The following is an 18840-nucleotide window of genomic DNA, read 5'->3' as shown; positions in this document are numbered from 1 at the left end:
TTTCATAAGCTCTACTTGGTTAATATTATGCTAAAGCTTCTACAAAGCTCTTGATTGTCTCTAATGATTTTGGATGCCGTACAATTACAGCGTCAGCTCCTACAGCCATAATGCTGGCTGCTGTTGAAATTTCCATCCCAATACCTCTCTCTTCTCTATCGCCCCACTCTGGTGCATCCTCTACTTCTGCAATAGATTCCTTCACATTCCATGTCTCAAAGGATACCGGTGTAATAATTGGCATTTGGAGGGTTTTATCATTTTGTCCTAGTGCTGCTAAACGAATTCTATCTATTGTTGATATTAAATATTCAAATCCATATCCTACGGATGAACAACCGATGTGCATAATTACATCTTCATATTTTACACCTAATTGTCCTAGTAATACGTTTAGTTGTTTTGCAAGGTTAATATCAACTGAGGATTCTGCTCCAACCTTTTGACCATAGGCTAATCCAGCAGCAGCTCCTACCGCTTTATAGTTTTCTTCTGTAGCAGCCAAGATAAGACAATTATGTCCTTCTACGCTAGCCGCAACCTTCTCAAAAACTTTAGCATCCTTATCATGATTTCCTGTTCCAGCAATAACCAAAGGTACAGTAATTGCTTCTACCACAGCCTTGGCAATTTCTCCACACGCCTCTGGAGATTTATCTAATCCATTTGGATCAGCACCTAAAAACCTTAAACAAATAAAATCAGGATTAAATTCTTTTTCCACATATTTAGCCCATTCTACAGGATTGACTGCTACATCCTTATACAGTTCCTGTAAAGAAGGTATCCATTCCTCTGGTGCAATATCTAGAATTTCAATTCCAACCTTAGGTGCATTTCCTGTGTCCCCATCAAAATCATAAAAAGCCATGGTTCCTGTCCCACCTAATTTAAAGGCCTTTTCACCTTTTCCTACTTCTACTTCATTAATTTTTCCCTTATAATCCTGTACTGACATTTTAAATGCCACTTCAATCGCCCCCTTAAGTAAAATTACTTTTTAAACTGGATTTTTGAAAATATATTATTCAATGCCCTTTTTGATATGGAATCCTCTGGTAAGGTTACTGTCGGCATACCCTGAGCATCATATTCATATATTTGTTGATCCATAGGTACTACCCCAAGTAGATTTAGTCCTTGCTTTTCTATCTCTTCTATTGTATCTTCTTTTAACTGTCCATTAGGTACTCTATTTACAATTAGATAAATATTTGCTACATTTAATTCTAGTTCCTTCACCAGTTGATTAATTCTAGCCACCGCTTGAATTCCCCGCCTTGATGCATCACTAACCAATAGTAGGGTATCGATATATTTTGTTGTTTTTCTGCTTAAGTGTTCCATGCCAGCCTCATTATCAATAACTAAGTATTTATAGCTATCGGCAAGGGAATCAATTTGCTCCCTTAACATACCATTTACATAACAGTAACACCCCTGCCCTTCAGAACGACCCATTACCAACAAATCATAGCCTCTACCTTCTATCATCCCAGCATTCAAGCGATACTTTAGATATTGGGCTTTTGTCATTCCACCAGGAAAATTGTTTCCTGTATTTTCTCGTTTACTAACCTCTTCTCTTATTTCTCCAATGGTAACCTCTACCTCTTCCCCTAGCACTTCATTTAAATTGGCATTGGCATCGGCATCCACCGCTAAAATAGGCTTTTCACCATTCTTTACTAAGTAGTCTATTAAAAGCCCTGTCAATGTTGTTTTTCCTGTTCCACCTTTACCTGCTACAGCAATTGTGTATCCCATAGTGTATCTCCCTCCTGTTTGTTGTAGACAAAAGCCTTGCTTTGAGGGGACAGGACTTTTAAATAGGCCCTATCCTCTATACTGCATGCACACAAGCCTTATGTATGTCATGTAATGCCTCCATAATACCCTCCGATAAGGTAGGGTGAGGATGAATTACATCTCCTACCTTTTCAGCTGTTAACTGTAACTCAACAGCCAAACTAAGTTCAGCTAAAAGATCGGTAGCATGGGGCCCTACAATGGCAGCTCCAATGATGATATCTTCATCATCCACCAAGATCTTTACAAAACCTTGGAAGTGCCCTATAGCCTGAGCTTTACCTAATCCTCTGAAGTCAAATTTTCCTACATGATAGATCATACCTTTGGCTTCTGCTTCTTTTTCAGTTATACCAACAGCAGCTACTTCAGGTCCAGTATAAATACATCTAGGTACTGCTCTATAGCTAACTGTTTTGTCCCCACCTAAAGCATTTTCTGCTGCTATTAAACCTTCTTTAGATGCTACATGGGCTAAGAATGGTGTATCTACAATATCGCCTATAGCATAAATGCCCTCAATATTTGTTTCCATCTTTTTATTGACGACAACCTTGCCTTTTTCTGTATTGACACCTATATCTTCTAACCCCAGATTTTCTAGATAGGGTTTTCTACCTACAGAAACCAACATCACGTCAGCTTCTACAGTTTTGTCTCCCTCTAAATATGCAACGACTTTATTGTCCTGTACTTCACATTTGTTAATCTTTTGTCCTGTTAACATCTTTATTTTATCTTTTTTGAAGGATCTTTCCAACTGTTTTGCGACATCCTTATCCTCATGAGGTAATAATTGTTCTGCCATCTCAACGATAGTAACCGTTGTGCCCATTTTACTGAAGAATTGTCCGAACTCACATCCAATTACACCGCCACCAACAATAATCATGGACTGTGGTACTTCCTCTAAGAAAAGGGCCTCATCACTGGTGATGATTTTTTTGCCATCATAAGGAAAGATTGGGGGAACAATTGGCACAGAACCGGTTGCTAAAATAATTTTATCGGCTTCAACTTCTTCTTTAGATCCATCCTCTTTTGTAACCTCTATTTTATTTTTATCAATTAGTTTACCGAACCCATTGATTAGGTTGATACCCTTTTTATCAAATAAAAACTCTATTCCCTTCACCAGCTGCTCTACAATTTTATCTTTTCTCTTCATCATAGCTTGCATATCTGGTTCAATGTTGCCATCAATATTTATCCCGTAACTTTTGGCATCTCTTACAACTCCAAGTGTATCTGAAGAAGCTAATAACGATTTGGTAGGAATACAGCCTACATTTAAGCAGGTTCCTCCTACTCTTTTTTTCTCAATCAAAGTAACATCTGCTCCGAGCATTGCTGCCTTGATAGCAGCTACATATCCCCCTGGACCACCACCGATTACTGCTACCTTCACTTCTAAATACCCCCTTTCATTTTATAATCCTGCTGCATCTAATATGGCAGGTACATTTTCTTCAGCACCGATAGCCATAACATGTACACCATCGCATAGATTTTCTTCTCTAAGCTGTTGAATAAACTCTCCTGCAATTTTTATTCCTTCTGCAACCCGTTGTTCCTTTGGCGTGTTTTTCATTCTTTCAATCAGTTCCTCTGGCACATAAATTCCTGGAACGTTGTTGTTCATAAACTTCGCCATTGCAGCAGATTTAAGAGGTATTATACCTGCTAAAACTTTTGTATCTAGATGCTTTGTTTTTTCTCTAAATTCCCTCATGGTTTCTATATCAAACACTGCTTGAGTTTGGAAGAATTTAGCTCCTGCGTTGATTTTCTTTTCCATTTTTAATATTTGAGCTTCTACAGGATCAAACCTTGGTGTCACACATGCCCCCAAGAAAAATTCTGGAGTTCCCTGCAGATCATTTCCTACTAAGTCTTTCCCATCCATCATAATAGTTGCCGTCTGTAAAATCCCAACACTATCTAAATCATAAACGGGTTTTGCCTGAGGATGATCCCCAACTACTGTATGGTCTCCTGTAAGGGACAATACATTTTTAATACCGAAAACCCCCGCTGCTAAAAATTCCCCCTGAATAGCTATTCTGTTTCTATCCCTTCCGGTCATTTGTAAAACTGGCTCTAATCCTTCATCCTTTAATAACTTACATGTTACTAAAGAAGTAGCTCGCATAACAGCCGATTGAAAGTCAGTTACATTTACACCATGGACTCTACCCTTTATAGCTCTTGCACACTCCATTAAATGATTCAAGTCTATTCCCTTTGGTGGAGCCATTTCTGCAGTTACAGCAAATTCTCCTCTTTCTAATACCTCTTTTAATAAACTCATATGAATACCCCCTTATCCACTAAGCTTCTACAGTTTGTTTGTTTTGTTCTTTTAGATTTATTTTTCTAGGACTATTTGATTTTTGGAAATCTTTTGGTGCCCTCATTTCCATCATGTTAGCTAATTCTCCAGATTCCTTTAGTTTTTCATAAATCATGATCCAAGCACAGTCATTCTCTGTACCAACTTCACACTTTCTATCCCTAGCCCCACCGCATGGCCCATTGATTAATCCTTTAGCACATTTTGTTATAGGACAAATGGATGCGGTCCAGCCTAGTTCACACTCGCCACAGGCTTTACAGGCTTCTTCAAATTGTCCAATTCTCTCTATCTCCCCAATAAACATAGTATCTGTTCCTGGATAAACATGAATCTTAGCAGCTTTAGCTATGGTTTGAGTACCGTCACCACAGGATAAGGAAAGTATAGCATCAGCTTCCTTTATTTCTTCTTTAAATTGCTTTAAATCTTTTCTTGTATTTAAAAAGTTACAGGCACCATCTAACACAGTAGTTCCTAAAATTTCTTTTCCCTCTACTTCTAAACGCTCCTTCATTTCCTGTACTTCTTCTTCTCCCCCTACCTTACATACAGAAGCACATTCACTACATCCTGTAATAATAACCTTGGAACTTTTCTCTAAGAACTTTAAAATTTCTTCCATAGGTTTTTTTTGTGAAATAATCATTTTCTATTCCCCCTTTTAACCAAAGTTTCTTCAGAAGCTTACCAGTAAAAAAGTTTTTTGCTCTTTTACTGGTTAAATAAGCCCTATTGTCCCTATAAATTATTTTGCTGTTTGCAAGCCTTCACTACATGTTTAGCTAATATAGATGTGGTAACAGATCCTACTCCACCTGGTACTGGTGTAATCATGGAAGTTTTATCTTTCACACCATCGAAATCTACATCCCCACATAGATTACCTTCATCATCTACATTAATACCTACATCAATTACTACAGCACCTTCTGCAATCCAATTTTCTTTTACTAATCTAGGTACTCCTACCCCAACTACTACAATATCAGCTTGGCTAGCCACCTTAGCTGAATCCTTAGTAAAGATATGACAAACAGAAATTGTAGCATTTTCATTTAATAATAATAAGGCTGCAGGTTTACCTACCACCATGGAAGCCCCTATAATAGCACAATCTTTACCTTGTAGTTCTACACCATAATGCTTTAGTATTTCTACTACTGCCGTTGGTGTACAAGGAGGAAATCCTGTATTGTCTCCCTCTGTCATCTTCCCAACATTAATTGGACTTAAGCAATCAACATCCTTCTCTGGTGCAATAACATACTTGATAACACTTTCATCTAAGTGCTTTGGAAGTGGTCTGAAAATAAGTATTCCGTTTACAGCCTTATCTTCGTTTAGTCTTTTTAACTCTTCTATAAATTTATCTTGAGTAATATCTTCCGCTAGTTCTATAACTTCTGTTTCGACTCCCACCTTCTTACATCGACCTAAAGCTCCCTTTTCATAGGCAAGGTCATCTGGTCTAGCTCCTACTCTTACAATAGACAATTTAGGTTGTATCCCTTTACCTCTTAATCCTTCAATTTCTCGAACCAAGTCTTCACTGATTTTATCAGCAACTGGTTTGCCTTTAATAATCTCTCCCATGTTAATCCCCCATTCCATATTTTTTATCTATGCTGAAATGTTTTGCTATTTATGAGTAGCCTTCTCTATATTTATATCAACAGGCATTGTTTATTACCTAACATTATCACTGCTTACGAAAGGATTGCTTCTACCTTTTTATACACCTCATCAGCAATTTTTGTTCCTTCTGCTACTAGAGTGTCGGTTTCTTCTTTAACCCTTTTCACATAGTCATCGTCTTTAATCATGCTAATGTTAATAATAACATTTAGTTGACCACTTATTAAAGCTGACCTTAAGCACTGTACCCCTACACCTACATCACTTATAGCTAATTTAGAGGCTTTGTCCACCAATGCTTCGTGGAGTTTGATAGCTTCATAGGAGGTTCTTACAATTTTAATAGGTACTTCACAAGCAATCTTTAAGGCTTCTTGTAATACTCTTTCTTTTTCAGCCCTTTCTTCCTCAGTGTTTTTGGGGAGTCCATAGGCTTTCGAAAGAGGTAAAAAGTTTTCTGCATCTTCGTCTATCATCTTAAGTAAATCTTCTTGTAATTCTTCTGTTTTCCTTAAAATTTCTTTAACTTCTTCTTCATATTGTGCATATTTTTTCTTGCCTATGGTTAAGTTGCAAACCATTCCTCCTAAAGCAGCCCCCAGTCCTCCTACTAAAGCTGCTGCTCCTCCACCTCCAGGCACAGCAGCTTTAGAGGAGAGGACATTAGTAAATTCCCTACAGCTTTTATCTACTAATTTCATTGTCCTTCCTCCCAGCATTTATTTTTAGAATAATCCTGTGATTACCCCTTCTTCATCTACATCAATTCTTTCAGCAGCAGGTACCTTTGGTAATCCTGGCATCGTCATAATCTCTCCTGTAAGGGCTACAATAAAGCCTGCTCCCGCCGATACTTTTACTTGTCTTACAGTGATGTTGAAGCCTTCTGGTCTTCCCAATAAGCTTGGATTATCACTTAAGGAATATTGGGTTTTTGCCATACAGATAGGTAACTTATCAAATCCTAATTTTTCTAGTTTATCCATTTCCTTTAAGGCTGCAGGTGTGAAATCTACCCCATCAGCACCATAGATTTTTGTTGCAATTGCTTTAATCTTATCTGCAATTGGCATATCTGATGAATATGTATACTCTAAAGTAGATTCTTCCTCCGTCAGTCTTAATACTTCCTGTGCCAGTTCTTCTCCACCTTCTCCACCTTTTGCCCATACTTCTGATAAGGCTACATTTACCCCTAATTCTTTACATCTATTTCTTACTAACTCTAATTCCGCCTCAGTATCTAATGGGAATCTATTGATAGCCACTACAGCCGGTAACTTAAATACCTTTGTAATATTCTCTACGTGTTTTAATAGGTTTGGCAATCCCTTTTCTAGGGCTTCAAGGTTTTCTTGGTTTAACTGATCCTTGGCTACACCGCCGTTGTATTTTAGTGCTCTTACTGTTGCCACAATGATAACCGCATCTGGCTTTAAGTCAGCCATTCTACATTTGATATCTAGGAATTTTTCTGCTCCAAGATCCGCTCCAAAGCCTGCTTCTGTTACAACATAATCTGCAAAATGCATTGCCATTTTAGTTGCTATTACAGAGTTACAACCATGGGCGATATTTGCAAAAGGTCCACCATGTACAAAGGCTGGTGTTCCTTCTAATGTTTGTACTAGGTTAGGCTTAAGTGCATCCTTTAATAAAGCTGCCATGGCACCATGGGCATTTAGATCTTTAGCTGTAATAGGTCTATCATCTCTTGTGTAGGCTACGATGATGTTACCTAATCTTTCTTTTAAGTCAATGATATTATTAGCTAGACAGAAGGCAGCCATAACCTCAGATGCTACAGTAATGTCAAAGCCATCCTCTCTTACAACTCCATTACCTCTACCACCCATACCATCAATGATGTTTCTAAGCTGTCGATCATTCATATCCATTGCTCTACGCCATGTAACTTTTCTATTATCTATTCCCAATTGGTTGCCATGGTTAATATGATTATCTAACATAGCTGCCAATAGGTTATTTGCTGCTCCTATAGCATGGAAGTCCCCAGTAAAATGAAGGTTGATATCCTCCATTGGAACTACTTGAGCATAGCCACCACCGGCTGCACCACCCTTTACCCCAAACACTGGACCTAAGGACGGCTCCCTTAAGGCCACTATGGTCTTTTTCCCTAGTCTTGCTAATCCGTCGGACACACCAATTGTAGTTGTGGTTTTTCCTTCTCCTGCTGGAGTTGGATTAATAGCAGTTGTTAAAATAAGTTTTGCTTTTTTTCCACCGTTTCCTTTATTCAGAAGATTGTAGTCTACCTTTGCCTTATACTTCCCATAAAGCTCAATATCTTCTTCTGTTAGGTCAAGTTTCGCTGCTATTTCTCTTATATCCTGCAGCTTAGCCTCTTGGGCAATTTCAATATCGCTTTTAAAGCTCATTATATAACCCCCTTTAATTTATTTGAAATACTACGTACTTCCTCCTTTATCTTATCATTCGCATCATAGGGTGATAGATTGCTTCTATCGGACTCTACTATGCTGGGGTTGTAGCCTATAAAGCCTAAACAACAATCTGCCTCAACTTCCCCTAGTATAAAGTTTTTGTCTTCTTCATTTCTTACCTTATTTCCCACTACAAATATCTTTTCCACCCCTATATCAGTAGCTAATTGCTTAACCTTTCTATAGGTTTGTAAGCTTCTTTCTCCGGGTTCCACTACAACAATAAAGGCATCTACATTTTTTGCTGTTCCTCTGCCTAAGTGTTCAATACCTGCCTCCATATCCATCACGATAACATCTTTATTTCCTAAAATGAGATGAGAGGTTAAAGCTTTTAGCAAAACATGCTCTGGACATACACAGCCAGAACCACCGGTATCTACTGTCCCCATAGTTAGAACCTTTACACCATTGTATTGCTTGCAATATTTTTCAGGTATATCATTGACTTTAGGGTTCATTTTAAACATGGTGCCAAAGCTGCCAGGAGTAGATCCTGTGCGTTCTGCCACAAGATTTTTCATCTCTGAAATTGGCGTTATTTCATCGATTAATTCCTTTGGAAATCCCAATGCTAAGGCAAGATTTGCATCAGGATCTGCATCTACACTTAAAACATTGTATCCTTCTTCTGCATATAATCTACTAACCATCGCTGCAAATGTTGTTTTTCCTACTCCACCTTTACCTGTTATAGCTATCTTCATCTTCATCACCCGTATTCCTAATTTTTTGTCTATTTTTTATCTTTAAAATTTCATGTTTATCAATGTCAAAGTCTTTATATATTGTAGTTAACACAATTGTCACTAGCATTGTAGCATCAATTGTGTTAACTTAAGGATTGAAACTCATTTAGGAAGATGCATAATAGTGTTATGCAAGCTCTTTAACGCCTTCCTCTTCCTCCTCTGCTCTAGTTATGCCATACTCTATTTCTTTTCCTAATCTTGCTTCTAATTTTGCTCTTTTTTCTTCTATTCTATCTAACATCATAGCTGACAATTTATGAGGATCTGTATCTATAAAGAATTTAGCTCCCGTCATCTCCTCAAGCTTGTTAGTTAACATATCTACAACTGCAGCAGAGCCCATTACTGGAGGTTCTACACCTAAGAATACATCAATACCACTTGCTATTACATAGTTAGCTATTGCTACAGCTTTTTCTGACATCCATTCTGGAGCTACGCCAACTACTGGTAAATCACAGTTGTCTACCCCCATGTGCTTAGCTGTCTCACCTACTAATGTTAAAATACGGCTAATATCTACACAGGATCCCATATGAAGTACTGGTGGAATATCTACCAATTCACATACCGCTTGAAGCCCTTTACCAGCTAATTTGGCAGCATCTTTACTTGTTAAACCTGCTTTAGCAGCAGCTTGAGCGGCACAACCAGTTGTTACAACGATAACATCGTTTGCAATTAATTTTTTCATGATTTCTATATGACTATAATCATGTTTAACTTTTGGATTGTTACACCCAACAATACCTGCGGCTCCTCTTAATACCCCTGCCTTAATAACATCTGCCAACGGCTTTACAGTTCCTTGAGGATCGATGTTAGAATTTACAACTCTGTCTAATTGTTTTATAATTGCTTCTACAGAGTAGCCTAGTGTGGCTTGGTTCTTTGTTTGTGGTATAAATACTTTTTCTTTCTTTCTATTTTTAAAGTTTTCTATAGCTTCTCTCACGATGCTTTTGGCTGACTCTAATGCTTTTTCTTCATTAAATTCTATATGGGTAGCACCTGTGATCTTAGCCTTTGGCGATGTGGTGATAAACTTAGTATGGTAGCAGTCTGTTATTGGTGTTAGTGATGGGAAAATACATTGAACGTCTACAATAACAGCTTCAATTACTCCCGTTAATACTGCTAATTCTTGTTGGAAGAAGTTTCCAGCTATTTTAACCCCATGTCTCATGGTTACTTCGTTACCAGTACAACACATTCCTGCTAAGTTAATACCTTCAGCCCCTACCTCTTCAGCTAATTTGATTATCTGAGGATCTTGTGCTGCCATAACAATCATTTCTGATAGACTTGGTTCATGTCCATGAAGTATAATATTTACTTGTTTTTCCTCCAAAACACCTAGGTTAGCTTCTGTTTCCCTTGGCACTGGAGTTCCAAATAAAATATCACTAAACACTGTTCCTATCATGGAACCTCCCCACCCATCAGCAAGGGCTGTTCTCATACCAATTTTTAGCAAAGATTCAGCATCACTGGTACATCCCATATGGGTAGAGTGCATAATAGTAGCGATTTCTCTATCAATAGCTCTAGGCTCAATATCTAATTCTCTCCAAATTTTCTTTCTTGGTTCAGGAGCTCTTTCTAGAAACTTTAATGTGCCGAAGGGTTTACCGAATTCATTCAATGCGATTTCTGCCACTTCATGGGCTACATCATAGATATCTCTGCCCTCTGTGTTTACTTCCCATTCTTCAGCTAATGACAATAATTTCCTTTCATCTTTAATGGTATAATTTCCATCTCTACTAGCCATATGCATAACATGGGCTATATCTCTAGCATGGTCAGAGTGGGCTGATGTTCCTGCCGCTATCATTCTTGCAAGATTTCTAGCTACGATTGTGTCGGCCGTAGCACCACAGATACCTCTTTGAGCCCCCTTGCCCTCCACTGGACTTACTCTACAGGGTCCCATGGCACAAATTCTACAGCATACTCCCTTTTCCCCAAAGCCACAGGGTGCCTTCATAGCTTTTTTTCTGTCCCACATAGTCTCTACGCCTTCTGCTTCTGCTTTCTGGATTAATTGCTCATCCATTTCATCAAGAGAAACCATTTTTGTTTCACTCATTTTTAATTCCCCCTATAAAAAATATATTTTGATAACACATAAAAACTTTTCGTTAAAATTGAATGATTTTTTGTATTTTTTATGTATTACATGAAAACCAGCCAACCTCCATGTCTTTTGTTTATAACACAACATTTCAATGTCGTAATTTGCAGAATATTGAAATAATGGGATTTGCACGTGATCCCCCAGTGTTACGCTTTAAATAATTCTTTGTACATAAAGAAACCTACTTAAATAATGGGATCGAAAATGGATTTTTCAGTAATTAATTGTAATTAATAGTAGTTATTAGAAACATCTTTAATTAATAATCGTTATTAAAATCTAAGGTATTTGAGAGTAATTATCGTTAAAAATATAACACTTTTAATTAATAATTATTATTAAATTTAGAGCCAAATAATAATTGTTATTGTTTTGAGCAATTCCTTTTTTATTGACTTTTACTTGGTTTTGCTAATGTTTTTATTCTATCAGTATGTAATTTACAGGTTTGTGATAATTTATTAACAAAATTCACGAAAAAAATATTCTGTTATATTGTTAATAAAATATCAATAAAAGTCAAAAAAAATGCTATTTTTTGTCACAATTTTATTTTGAACTTTGACTTCAGTGTACCATAATTTAATTACCTTTGCAATAAATATTTTGTTTTTTTCTGAAAAAAGGCACGACAAATAGGCCCTCTCCTATAAACGTTAGGTATAGTTAAGGACTTATATGAATTTTAATTTTTAGAAATTTTAATTTTGAAAATAAAAACCATAAAAGCAGCCCTAACTCTTCACAGTTAAGTGCAAACCTTCATGGTTTATTGTCATTAATATATTAATCTTTAAAAGATAGGTTATCATAGGTTTTTGTTGATGTCAATAATTTTTTTAAAAAAGCTAATAATCTTTTAGTAGATAAACCTTCTCACCCATAAATCTACATAAATTATCCCATAATTTTTAGTGTTTTATTTTATTAACATCGCTTTTAATATAGTAGATAAAAATCAAATAAATTATTGAATTTTCATACTATTTATGTTAATTTATTAATATTACTAGTATGTTTATTATATATTTTAATAGGTAGGTATTTATAGTTGAATTTTTGCACTAAATTGTGAAATTGTCTGGTATCAATAAAGAAGTTTTTGCAAATTTTAGGGAGGTACTGTCTATGCGTAAACTTCAGTTTAGATATCCTATAATGGTTTTTTTAAAATGTTCTTGTAGTAATCAAATACCCATTACCGAAATCCAGATCCGTCGTGAGTTAAATACTAAGCTGTTTTTGAGTTATAGACTGGGCTGTTCTATTTGTCAACATGAAATTCGTCAGACCCTTTATTTAACAACCGAAGAAACTGATTTGACAGATTTTATGAATGTTTTTAAGGTCATTCCTTCCATCAAAGATGAGTTAGCAATTATTAAACTAGATTGTGTAAAGGGTAAAGTGAAGGATGGGAATCCATATTTTTATGGTAGCTACTCTCATCTAAGATTTTGGGATAAAGTTATTCAACGGGATATTATCAAAATACCTTACATTATAGAAGAGTAGGGGCCCTATGGATCCCTACTCTTCTATAATAGTTTAGTTGTTTAATAGATTTTTTCTATTTTTATAAGTAGTTCAATCTTCATGCCTTTAAGCTATTAACTCTTTTAATCCCATCCTAACGTTGATTATCTACTTAAATACCTCTACTAGATTTTTAAAAATATGTTTGTTAGCCTGTATTTTTCCTTCATTCCCTAATACACAGTAATAATTTTTTTCCATAACATCTTTGATTAATCTAGCTAGATTTTTTATATCTTCAGGCTTTGTCCTTAACACTTCATCTCTTTCTCTTTGTATATCCTCTTGACTAATTTGACTTATATAGTAAGCAGTAGCTTCTTGTCCCTTCATGGAAGCAGTTAAAGGTGCATCTATTTTGCTAATAGTACCGATAATATACTTAGTCATTTCCCGTTCATCAGTAGAAAATTCACTTATATATTTATGGGCTTCATCATATACCTTTAATGTTTTATCTAAGTTTGGATCTCTATAGGAGGTGAAATATATGTTTCCATTTCTACTAAAGCCCGCCATAGCCCCATAGGCTCCCCCTGTGATTCTTACTTTGTTCCATAGATAATTTAAGCTAATAATTGTCTTCAGAACTTGCAAATGACCTGTGTAATCATATCCAAGCTTTTGAAAGTTATAGGCTTTAGCTACATATTGTACTTTGCTGGAGGTTAATAACCCTTCATTTTTAGGACCATAATCAAACTGATATTGTTGTTTGTCTAGCTTTTCATTGCCCATATAATTTATAAGAGATTTAAAGGCTTCTTGAAACTTATTATAATCCTTTTCCTCTATTGTTACACTTACCAACAAGTTATCTTGATTAAAAATCATTTTAATTAGCTTTTCTAAATTACTTTGTATTTCTTGAAGCTTATTATCAAAGTTTCCTTCTAATTCTTCAATAAATTCATAGTATGCAATCCCTGTACACATCTCTTTATATTGTCCTATTGGAGAAAAATAGGAGGTGGCTCTCCTTGCTGCCACAATATGACCATCCTGTAAAATATTCATTTCTAATCTGGACTTTACTTCTTGAATTATTTCTTTTAACCGTTTTGTTTCGTTAAACTTTGTAGCTCCTATTAATTCACCAATAATATGAAATAGCTTTGGTAATTGTTTTACTAAAGCACTTGATTGAATCATCAGTTTAGGGAAGTAGGTTCCATCATCATTTTTTAAAGAATAGGCTTCAACCTTAAAATCTATGCCCCCAGTGTAAATATTAATTTCATTAGATAAATCTTCATAATGATAGGTTTCCGTACTAACTTTTCCTAATATAAAGCTTAATAAGCTAACGTAGGGTATAAGCTCTTTAGGTACAGTTGTAGTGTCAAACAATAAATTTACATATGCTATTTCATTTGTAAACATCGGATGTAACAGTATAGGTAGACCATTTTCCTTTTTCTCTATTAGTAGAAGCTTCTCTGCCTTTTCTTCAATATCTTTTAACGAAAGTAGCGGTATTTTTTCTAAATCCTTAGAATCATTAGGTTCTTCTTGGTATCTTTTTAGCATAGAGGTGTTTTCTATTAACTGGTTAATTTCTTCTTTAGATAATTTTGCTTTGTAATTTGCTAGTTTTTGTTTAACTTCTTCTTCTTTTTCTTGGACTAGACCCTTTTTAGGCGTTACAACTAACAAAGATTGATGTTGATTGTTTAGTAAGTATTTTTCTATCAGCTTTTCAAAATAATTAGTTGTTAGGGCAGTTTTAATTTTTCCTAAAGCACTTTCGTAGGTTAAGTGTAGAACTGGATCCTCATCATAAAGCCAGCTTTCCATACTCTTCATACAGTAAATTAATCCCTTTGGATATCTTCCGTAATCTGCTTCCCTAAGCTTAAACTCGTAGATGTTAATAGATGCTTCAATCAGCTTTTTATCAATACCTTTATCTACTAGTGCCTTTAATGTATCATAAACTACCTGCTTAAACCTTTCCTGCTCCTCCTCATTAGAATTTTTAACAATAACACTCAATACAGGTTGGAGAATGCTATGATCATAGGAGCCAAACACATCTTTTCCTAAATCAGCTTCTAGAAGAGCCTTTTTTAGAGGTGCTGCTGGAGTTTCTAGTAATAAATAGGTTAGAATGTCAAAGGCCAAATGAAGCTCTGGATTTGTAGATTTTCCAACAACAAAATTCAAACTTAAAAAGGTTTTATCCTGTTCCCTTTCATTGGCTGATATAGAGTATTCTACAAAAGAGGTTTTGGGTTCTTTATAGGGAGTCTGTAAAGTAATTTCAGAATCTACTTTTATTTTTTCAAAATTTTGTAGATACTCTTCATTAATAAATTTTAGGTGTTCCATAATGTCGCCATCGCCATATAAATAAATATAACTATTAGCAGGATGATAGAGCTTTTTATGGAAAGCTGTAAATTCTTCCTGTGTTAATTCTGGGATAGCTTCCGGATCTCCACCAGAATCATATTGGTAGGTTGTATCTGGAAACAAGGATTCCTGAATTTTTCTAAATAGCACCTGTTCAGGGGAAGAAAAAGCTCCCTTCATTTCATTATAAACTACACCCTTATAGGTTATTTCCTCCTCTGGATTATCTAATTCATAATGCCACCCCTCCTGCATAAGAATTTCAGGTTTTTTATAAATGTTGGGATAAAAAACTGCATCTAAATAAACATCCATTAGATTAAGAAAATCCTTATCATTTCTACTAGCAATAGGATACATGGTTTTATCAGAAAATGTCATGGCATTTAAAAAAGTATTTAATGAACCTTTAGCTAACTCCACAAAGGGGTCCTTTGCAGGAAACTTCCTAGACCCACACAATACAGCATGCTCTAAAATATGTGGCAGACCAGTGCTGTCTGTAGGAGGAGTTCTAAAGGTAATAGAAAATACTTTGTTATCATCATCATTTGCTATGTGTAGTAATCTTGCACCACTCTTCTCATGTTCAAATATTCTTGCCATAGAATTTATTTCTTTAACTTTTTTTTCTTCCAATAGTTTAAAACCGTTATAGCTTGTGTTTACTGTAAAATTCATGGTTAAATACTCCTTTCCAACAAAGTTAAAAACACGGCTTTTTATTGCATTTTGCCCAAATTATAGCTTTTACATTCTTTATCTATGGATTTTTTAAAATATATAGTAGGAATTTACAGCCTCTAATCCTCCCACCGATAGTTTTCTAAAGCATCTTTTGTTATTTGATATTCTTTCTTTAATGCTTCAAATATCTCTACTATACCTTCATTACTAAGGGCTTTTCCACACTGTTCTAATTTGTAGGCAATCTCATAAATACCTTGTATTTGAAGACAAGCAGCAGCACCCTTGAGTTTGTGAGCTTTTTTATATAGTTTATTATAATCCTTTTGATTAATAGCTTCTTCAATTTCCTTTAATAATAATATCGAATACTCTTCTTCAATAAAATCCTCTATCAGCTCCTTTAATAGATCTTTATCTCCTTCTAAGTTAGCTAAGACAGCTTCTATATCTATGGGGCATAAGGGTCTTTTATATTTTGATAATAAGGTTTCTATCGTTTGATAAAGTTCTTCCGCCCTCAAGGGCTTAAGTATATAACTATCCATTTCTACACCTACGAATTTTTCCTTATCTTTGGGTATATCACTGGCAGACATACCTATGATAGGGGTGTACCTTCCTTGGTGTCTCTCTATCCTACGAATTCTGTTAGTCACTTGAAAACCATTGAGTTTAGGCATATGGATATCTACTAAAATTACATCAAAATCTTCTTGGTTGAACTTTTCTATTCCCTCTTGGCCATCTAGGGCTGTGATAATCCTCCATCCTCTACTTTTCAATAGTGATTGTGCTACCTTTTGATTAATTTTTTCATCCTCTATCAGTAAAATGTTAACTGGTCTACTGTTTTTATCCTTCATAATTTTTCCTCCTATAGGAAAAGGCCTTAACCCCCATGTTTTGGTGATAAGTGCCTTTATTATATTACCGTGTTTACATCCATAATCTTAATGAAAATTTCTACAAACTCTGGATCAAACTGTTTATTGGCACAATTTTTAATTTCTCGAAGAGCTTCACAAGAGCTTAAAGGATTTTTATAGAGTCGGCCACGGGTCATGACATCATAAGCATCTGCAATGGCTAATAACCTAGCTGTGATGGGAATATCCTTTTGTTTTACTCCTAAGGGATAACCCGTACCATCCCACCATTCATGGTGAAACAAAATAGCCTCTGCAATTGGAATTAAATTTGTGGAGGATGATGCAATTCTATATCCTGTAACAGGATGCTGTTTAATAATATCCCATTCTTCTTTTGTCAGGGTTGTCGGTTTATTTAATATTTTTTTAGGTGTTGAAATTTTCCCTATGTCATGGAATTCTGCTAATAACATCAGCTCATTCTTAACTTTTATAGATAGCTTTAAATAGTCTGCCATTAACAACAGTTTTTCTTTAATATTATTCATATGCTCTATTGTTTCATGGGTTTTGATGGTTAAATTTAGTTTCAAAGAATTAATAATGTTTTCATGGGCTTTTTTGCTTTCTAATAATTTGTTTTTATACATTTTATTTTCTGCCTCTACTAAAAGCCCCAAAATATCTTCTTCATCACTCTTAGTAACAAAGCCTAACGCTATACTTGTGGGAATTAAACAATCATCCTCCAGCCTACAGGCTTCTCTTATTCTAGCACAAATATCTTTAACGGCTTCTTCATCAGCTTTAGGTAGCAAAATAACAAACTCATCTCCACCCCATCTTGCCACTAAATCTTCTGAGCGACAGCTTTTTTTCAGCTTTTGAGCTACGTTAATTAAAAGCTTGTCTCCCTCCTTATGACCAAACACATCATTTGCTAGCTTTAGCCCATTAATATCCCCAACAATCACACTTAATGGCAGCTGTCTTTTTGTGTCATATCTTTTTAGTTCTTCTTCAAAATAAGCACGGTTATAAAGTCCCGTTAGTTTATCATAGAATGTTAGATATTTAAGTTTTTCTTCTGAGGTTTTTCTTTCTGTTATATTTGTCAAAAGTATAGAGAGGTAACCCTTTTGTGGAATACTGATAGTAATAGAAATCCACTTTTGTACTTTTTTAAAATAGTGTTCATGAATATGTAAATTTTTTTCCTTTCCTATGGCCTCTTGAAGAATTCCCATTTCATCAATAAAACCATTATTTTCATTAGATTCAAATACTTCCCTTATACTTTTTCCTATGATTTTTTCTCTTTCCACCTCTAAAAGCTTCTCAAACGCATCATTTACTTCAAGAAAAATATAATCTACAGGAATATTATTTTCATCCAATACAACTTTATAATAGGCAAAACCCTCAAACATATTGTTAAAAATATTGCGATATTTCACTTCATTTTCTTTGGCCTTCCTTTTCATTTTATGGGCATAGGTAATCATCTCTATATTGGCATATAAATCCCTTTTTCTAAAAGGTTTTATTAAATAAGCAAATCCTCCTGTTGCTTTAGCTCGTGTTAGGGTATCTTCATCAGATAAGGCTGTTAAATAGATGATAGGAATATCAAAGGATAACCTTATCTTATCAGCTGCTTCAATCCCATTCATATTTCCTTCAATTTCGATATCCATTAAAATCAAATCCGGTTTATGCAAAAAACAAGCATTTACAGCGGCTTCTCCCGATGTAACTATTTCTACAACTTTATAGCCTAGGCTTAATAAGCTTTTTTGAATTGTTTTGGAAGTAATCTTACAATCTTCTACAACCAAAATCCGTATTTTTTCCATTGTCACACCTACTTCAGGAAAATTATTTTGTATAGTGACTATAATCCTACAATAAAATTATAATACTATTACATTATTTTATCACATTATTTTATCACATTATTTTGGTTTTTCCAACATATAGAAAAGCTTAGCTATGTAAAAAGATAGTAATCTTACTATTATCTATATCTCCTTTATTTTCACTTATTTGTTTTGAAAAAGTGAAGAAACCTCGCTTAAATGCGAGGTTACAGGGGTGATTTAATAGTTTTGTTTATTTCCTTCTATTCTCCATGCCTTTAAGTATTTTCGTAAATCCTTTATCTTTCCTGCAAATACAAATACCTTCACCTTTTGCACCTCCACCCAATATCCTAGAGCCTTTTTATTAT

14 protein-coding genes are annotated in these 18840 nt (G+C 35.1%); 1 reads left to right on the top strand and 13 read right to left on the bottom strand.

Going from position 1 to position 18840, the window contains the following annotated elements; all coding sequences use genetic code 11:
* Positions 1 to 25 precede the first annotated feature (25 nt).
* The 10 genes from acsD to cooS all read right to left on the bottom strand — a co-directional run bounded on the left by acsD (position 26) and on the right by cooS (position 11112).
* Complete coding sequence (gene acsD / locus BLS22_RS09735; protein WP_090553542.1) at positions 26 to 970, bottom strand: acetyl-CoA decarbonylase/synthase complex subunit delta; 945 nt, start codon at positions 968 to 970, stop codon at positions 26 to 28.
* A gap of 23 nt (positions 971 to 993) precedes the next feature.
* Positions 994 to 1767, bottom strand: coding sequence for an ATP-binding protein (locus BLS22_RS09730; RefSeq protein ID WP_090553541.1), 774 nt, complete (start codon positions 1765 to 1767; stop codon positions 994 to 996).
* Between the two features lie 76 nt (positions 1768 to 1843).
* The gene (gene lpdA, locus BLS22_RS09725; protein ID WP_090553540.1) at positions 1844 to 3217 is read right to left on the bottom strand and encodes a dihydrolipoyl dehydrogenase; all 1374 of its coding nucleotides are present in this window, start codon (positions 3215 to 3217) and stop codon (positions 1844 to 1846) included.
* Positions 3218 to 3238: 21 nt separating this feature from the next.
* Positions 3239 to 4120, bottom strand: a complete 882-nt coding sequence (locus tag BLS22_RS09720; RefSeq protein ID WP_090553539.1) for a methylenetetrahydrofolate reductase — start codon at positions 4118 to 4120, stop codon at positions 3239 to 3241.
* Positions 4121 to 4139: 19 nt separating this feature from the next.
* Positions 4140 to 4811, bottom strand: coding sequence for a methylenetetrahydrofolate reductase C-terminal domain-containing protein (locus BLS22_RS09715; protein WP_090553538.1), 672 nt, complete (start codon positions 4809 to 4811; stop codon positions 4140 to 4142).
* 92 nt (positions 4812 to 4903) lie between these two features.
* Positions 4904 to 5758 (bottom strand): bifunctional 5,10-methylenetetrahydrofolate dehydrogenase/5,10-methenyltetrahydrofolate cyclohydrolase, encoded by an 855-nt coding sequence (locus tag BLS22_RS09710; protein WP_090553537.1) that lies wholly within the window; start codon positions 5756 to 5758, stop codon positions 4904 to 4906.
* Positions 5759 to 5871: 113 nt separating this feature from the next.
* Positions 5872 to 6501 (bottom strand): cyclodeaminase/cyclohydrolase family protein, encoded by a 630-nt coding sequence (locus BLS22_RS09705; RefSeq protein ID WP_090553536.1) that lies wholly within the window; start codon positions 6499 to 6501, stop codon positions 5872 to 5874.
* 24 nt (positions 6502 to 6525) lie between these two features.
* On the bottom strand, positions 6526 to 8202 hold the full coding sequence (locus tag BLS22_RS09700; RefSeq protein WP_090553535.1) for a formate--tetrahydrofolate ligase: 1677 nt from the start codon (positions 8200 to 8202) through the stop codon (positions 6526 to 6528).
* Positions 8202 to 8981, bottom strand: a complete 780-nt coding sequence (locus BLS22_RS09695; protein WP_330386504.1) for an ATP-binding protein — start codon at positions 8979 to 8981, stop codon at positions 8202 to 8204. The genes BLS22_RS09700 and BLS22_RS09695 overlap by 1 nt, the downstream gene beginning before the upstream one ends.
* A gap of 163 nt (positions 8982 to 9144) precedes the next feature.
* A complete protein-coding gene (gene cooS, locus BLS22_RS09690) occupies positions 9145 to 11112 on the bottom strand; it encodes an anaerobic carbon-monoxide dehydrogenase catalytic subunit (protein ID WP_090553534.1) in 1968 nt (655 codons plus the stop codon).
* Positions 11113 to 12288: 1176 nt separating this feature from the next.
* Here cooS and BLS22_RS09685 point away from each other — a divergent pair.
* Entirely contained in the window at positions 12289 to 12675 is a 387-nt protein-coding gene (locus tag BLS22_RS09685; RefSeq protein ID WP_090553533.1) for a hypothetical protein, read from the top strand.
* A gap of 129 nt (positions 12676 to 12804) precedes the next feature.
* On the opposite strand, the gene BLS22_RS09680 is transcribed toward BLS22_RS09685, so the two are convergent.
* The 3 genes from BLS22_RS09680 to BLS22_RS09670 all read right to left on the bottom strand — a co-directional run bounded on the left by BLS22_RS09680 (position 12805) and on the right by BLS22_RS09670 (position 18466).
* Positions 12805 to 15732, bottom strand: a complete 2928-nt coding sequence (locus BLS22_RS09680) for an insulinase family protein (protein ID WP_090553532.1) — start codon at positions 15730 to 15732, stop codon at positions 12805 to 12807.
* 122 nt (positions 15733 to 15854) lie between these two features.
* Positions 15855 to 16604, bottom strand: coding sequence for a response regulator (locus tag BLS22_RS09675; RefSeq protein ID WP_090553531.1), 750 nt, complete (start codon positions 16602 to 16604; stop codon positions 15855 to 15857).
* Positions 16605 to 16663: 59 nt separating this feature from the next.
* Positions 16664 to 18466 (bottom strand): diguanylate cyclase domain-containing protein, encoded by a 1803-nt coding sequence (locus tag BLS22_RS09670; protein WP_090553530.1) that lies wholly within the window; start codon positions 18464 to 18466, stop codon positions 16664 to 16666.
* Between the last annotated feature and the right edge of the window lie 374 nt (positions 18467 to 18840).

This window comes from Natronincola ferrireducens, from assembly GCF_900100845.1.
Taxonomy (GTDB): Bacteria; Bacillota; Clostridia; order Peptostreptococcales; family Natronincolaceae; genus Natronincola_B; species Natronincola_B ferrireducens.
Note: the sequence above shows the minus strand (reverse complement) of the source record. Positions and strands in the feature narration are given on the sequence as shown.

Bases quoted from the DNA above. Each gene is read 5' to 3' on its own strand.
- BLS22_RS09675 (WP_090553531.1), bottom strand. From the start codon at position 16,604: ATGAAGGATAAAAACAGTAGACCAGTTAACATTTTACTGATAGAGGAT.
- BLS22_RS09715 (WP_090553538.1), bottom strand. From the start codon at position 4,811: ATGATTATTTCACAAAAAAAACCTATGGAAGAAATTTTAAAGTTCTTA.
- BLS22_RS09720 (WP_090553539.1), bottom strand. From the start codon at position 4,120: ATGAGTTTATTAAAAGAGGTATTAGAAAGAGGAGAATTTGCTGTAACT.
- BLS22_RS09705 (WP_090553536.1), bottom strand. From the start codon at position 6,501: ATGAAATTAGTAGATAAAAGCTGTAGGGAATTTACTAATGTCCTCTCC.
- BLS22_RS09730 (WP_090553541.1), bottom strand. From the start codon at position 1,767: ATGGGATACACAATTGCTGTAGCAGGTAAAGGTGGAACAGGAAAAACA.
- BLS22_RS09700 (WP_090553535.1), bottom strand. From the start codon at position 8,202: ATGAGCTTTAAAAGCGATATTGAAATTGCCCAAGAGGCTAAGCTGCAG.
- BLS22_RS09695 (WP_330386504.1), bottom strand. From the start codon at position 8,981: ATGAAGATGAAGATAGCTATAACAGGTAAAGGTGGAGTAGGAAAAACA.
- cooS (WP_090553534.1), bottom strand. From the start codon at position 11,112: ATGAGTGAAACAAAAATGGTTTCTCTTGATGAAATGGATGAGCAATTA.
- BLS22_RS09680 (WP_090553532.1), bottom strand. From the start codon at position 15,732: ATGAATTTTACAGTAAACACAAGCTATAACGGTTTTAAACTATTGGAA.
- BLS22_RS09685 (WP_090553533.1), top strand. From the start codon at position 12,289: ATGCGTAAACTTCAGTTTAGATATCCTATAATGGTTTTTTTAAAATGT.
- BLS22_RS09670 (WP_090553530.1), bottom strand. From the start codon at position 18,466: ATGGAAAAAATACGGATTTTGGTTGTAGAAGATTGTAAGATTACTTCC.
- BLS22_RS09710 (WP_090553537.1), bottom strand. From the start codon at position 5,758: ATGGGAGAGATTATTAAAGGCAAACCAGTTGCTGATAAAATCAGTGAA.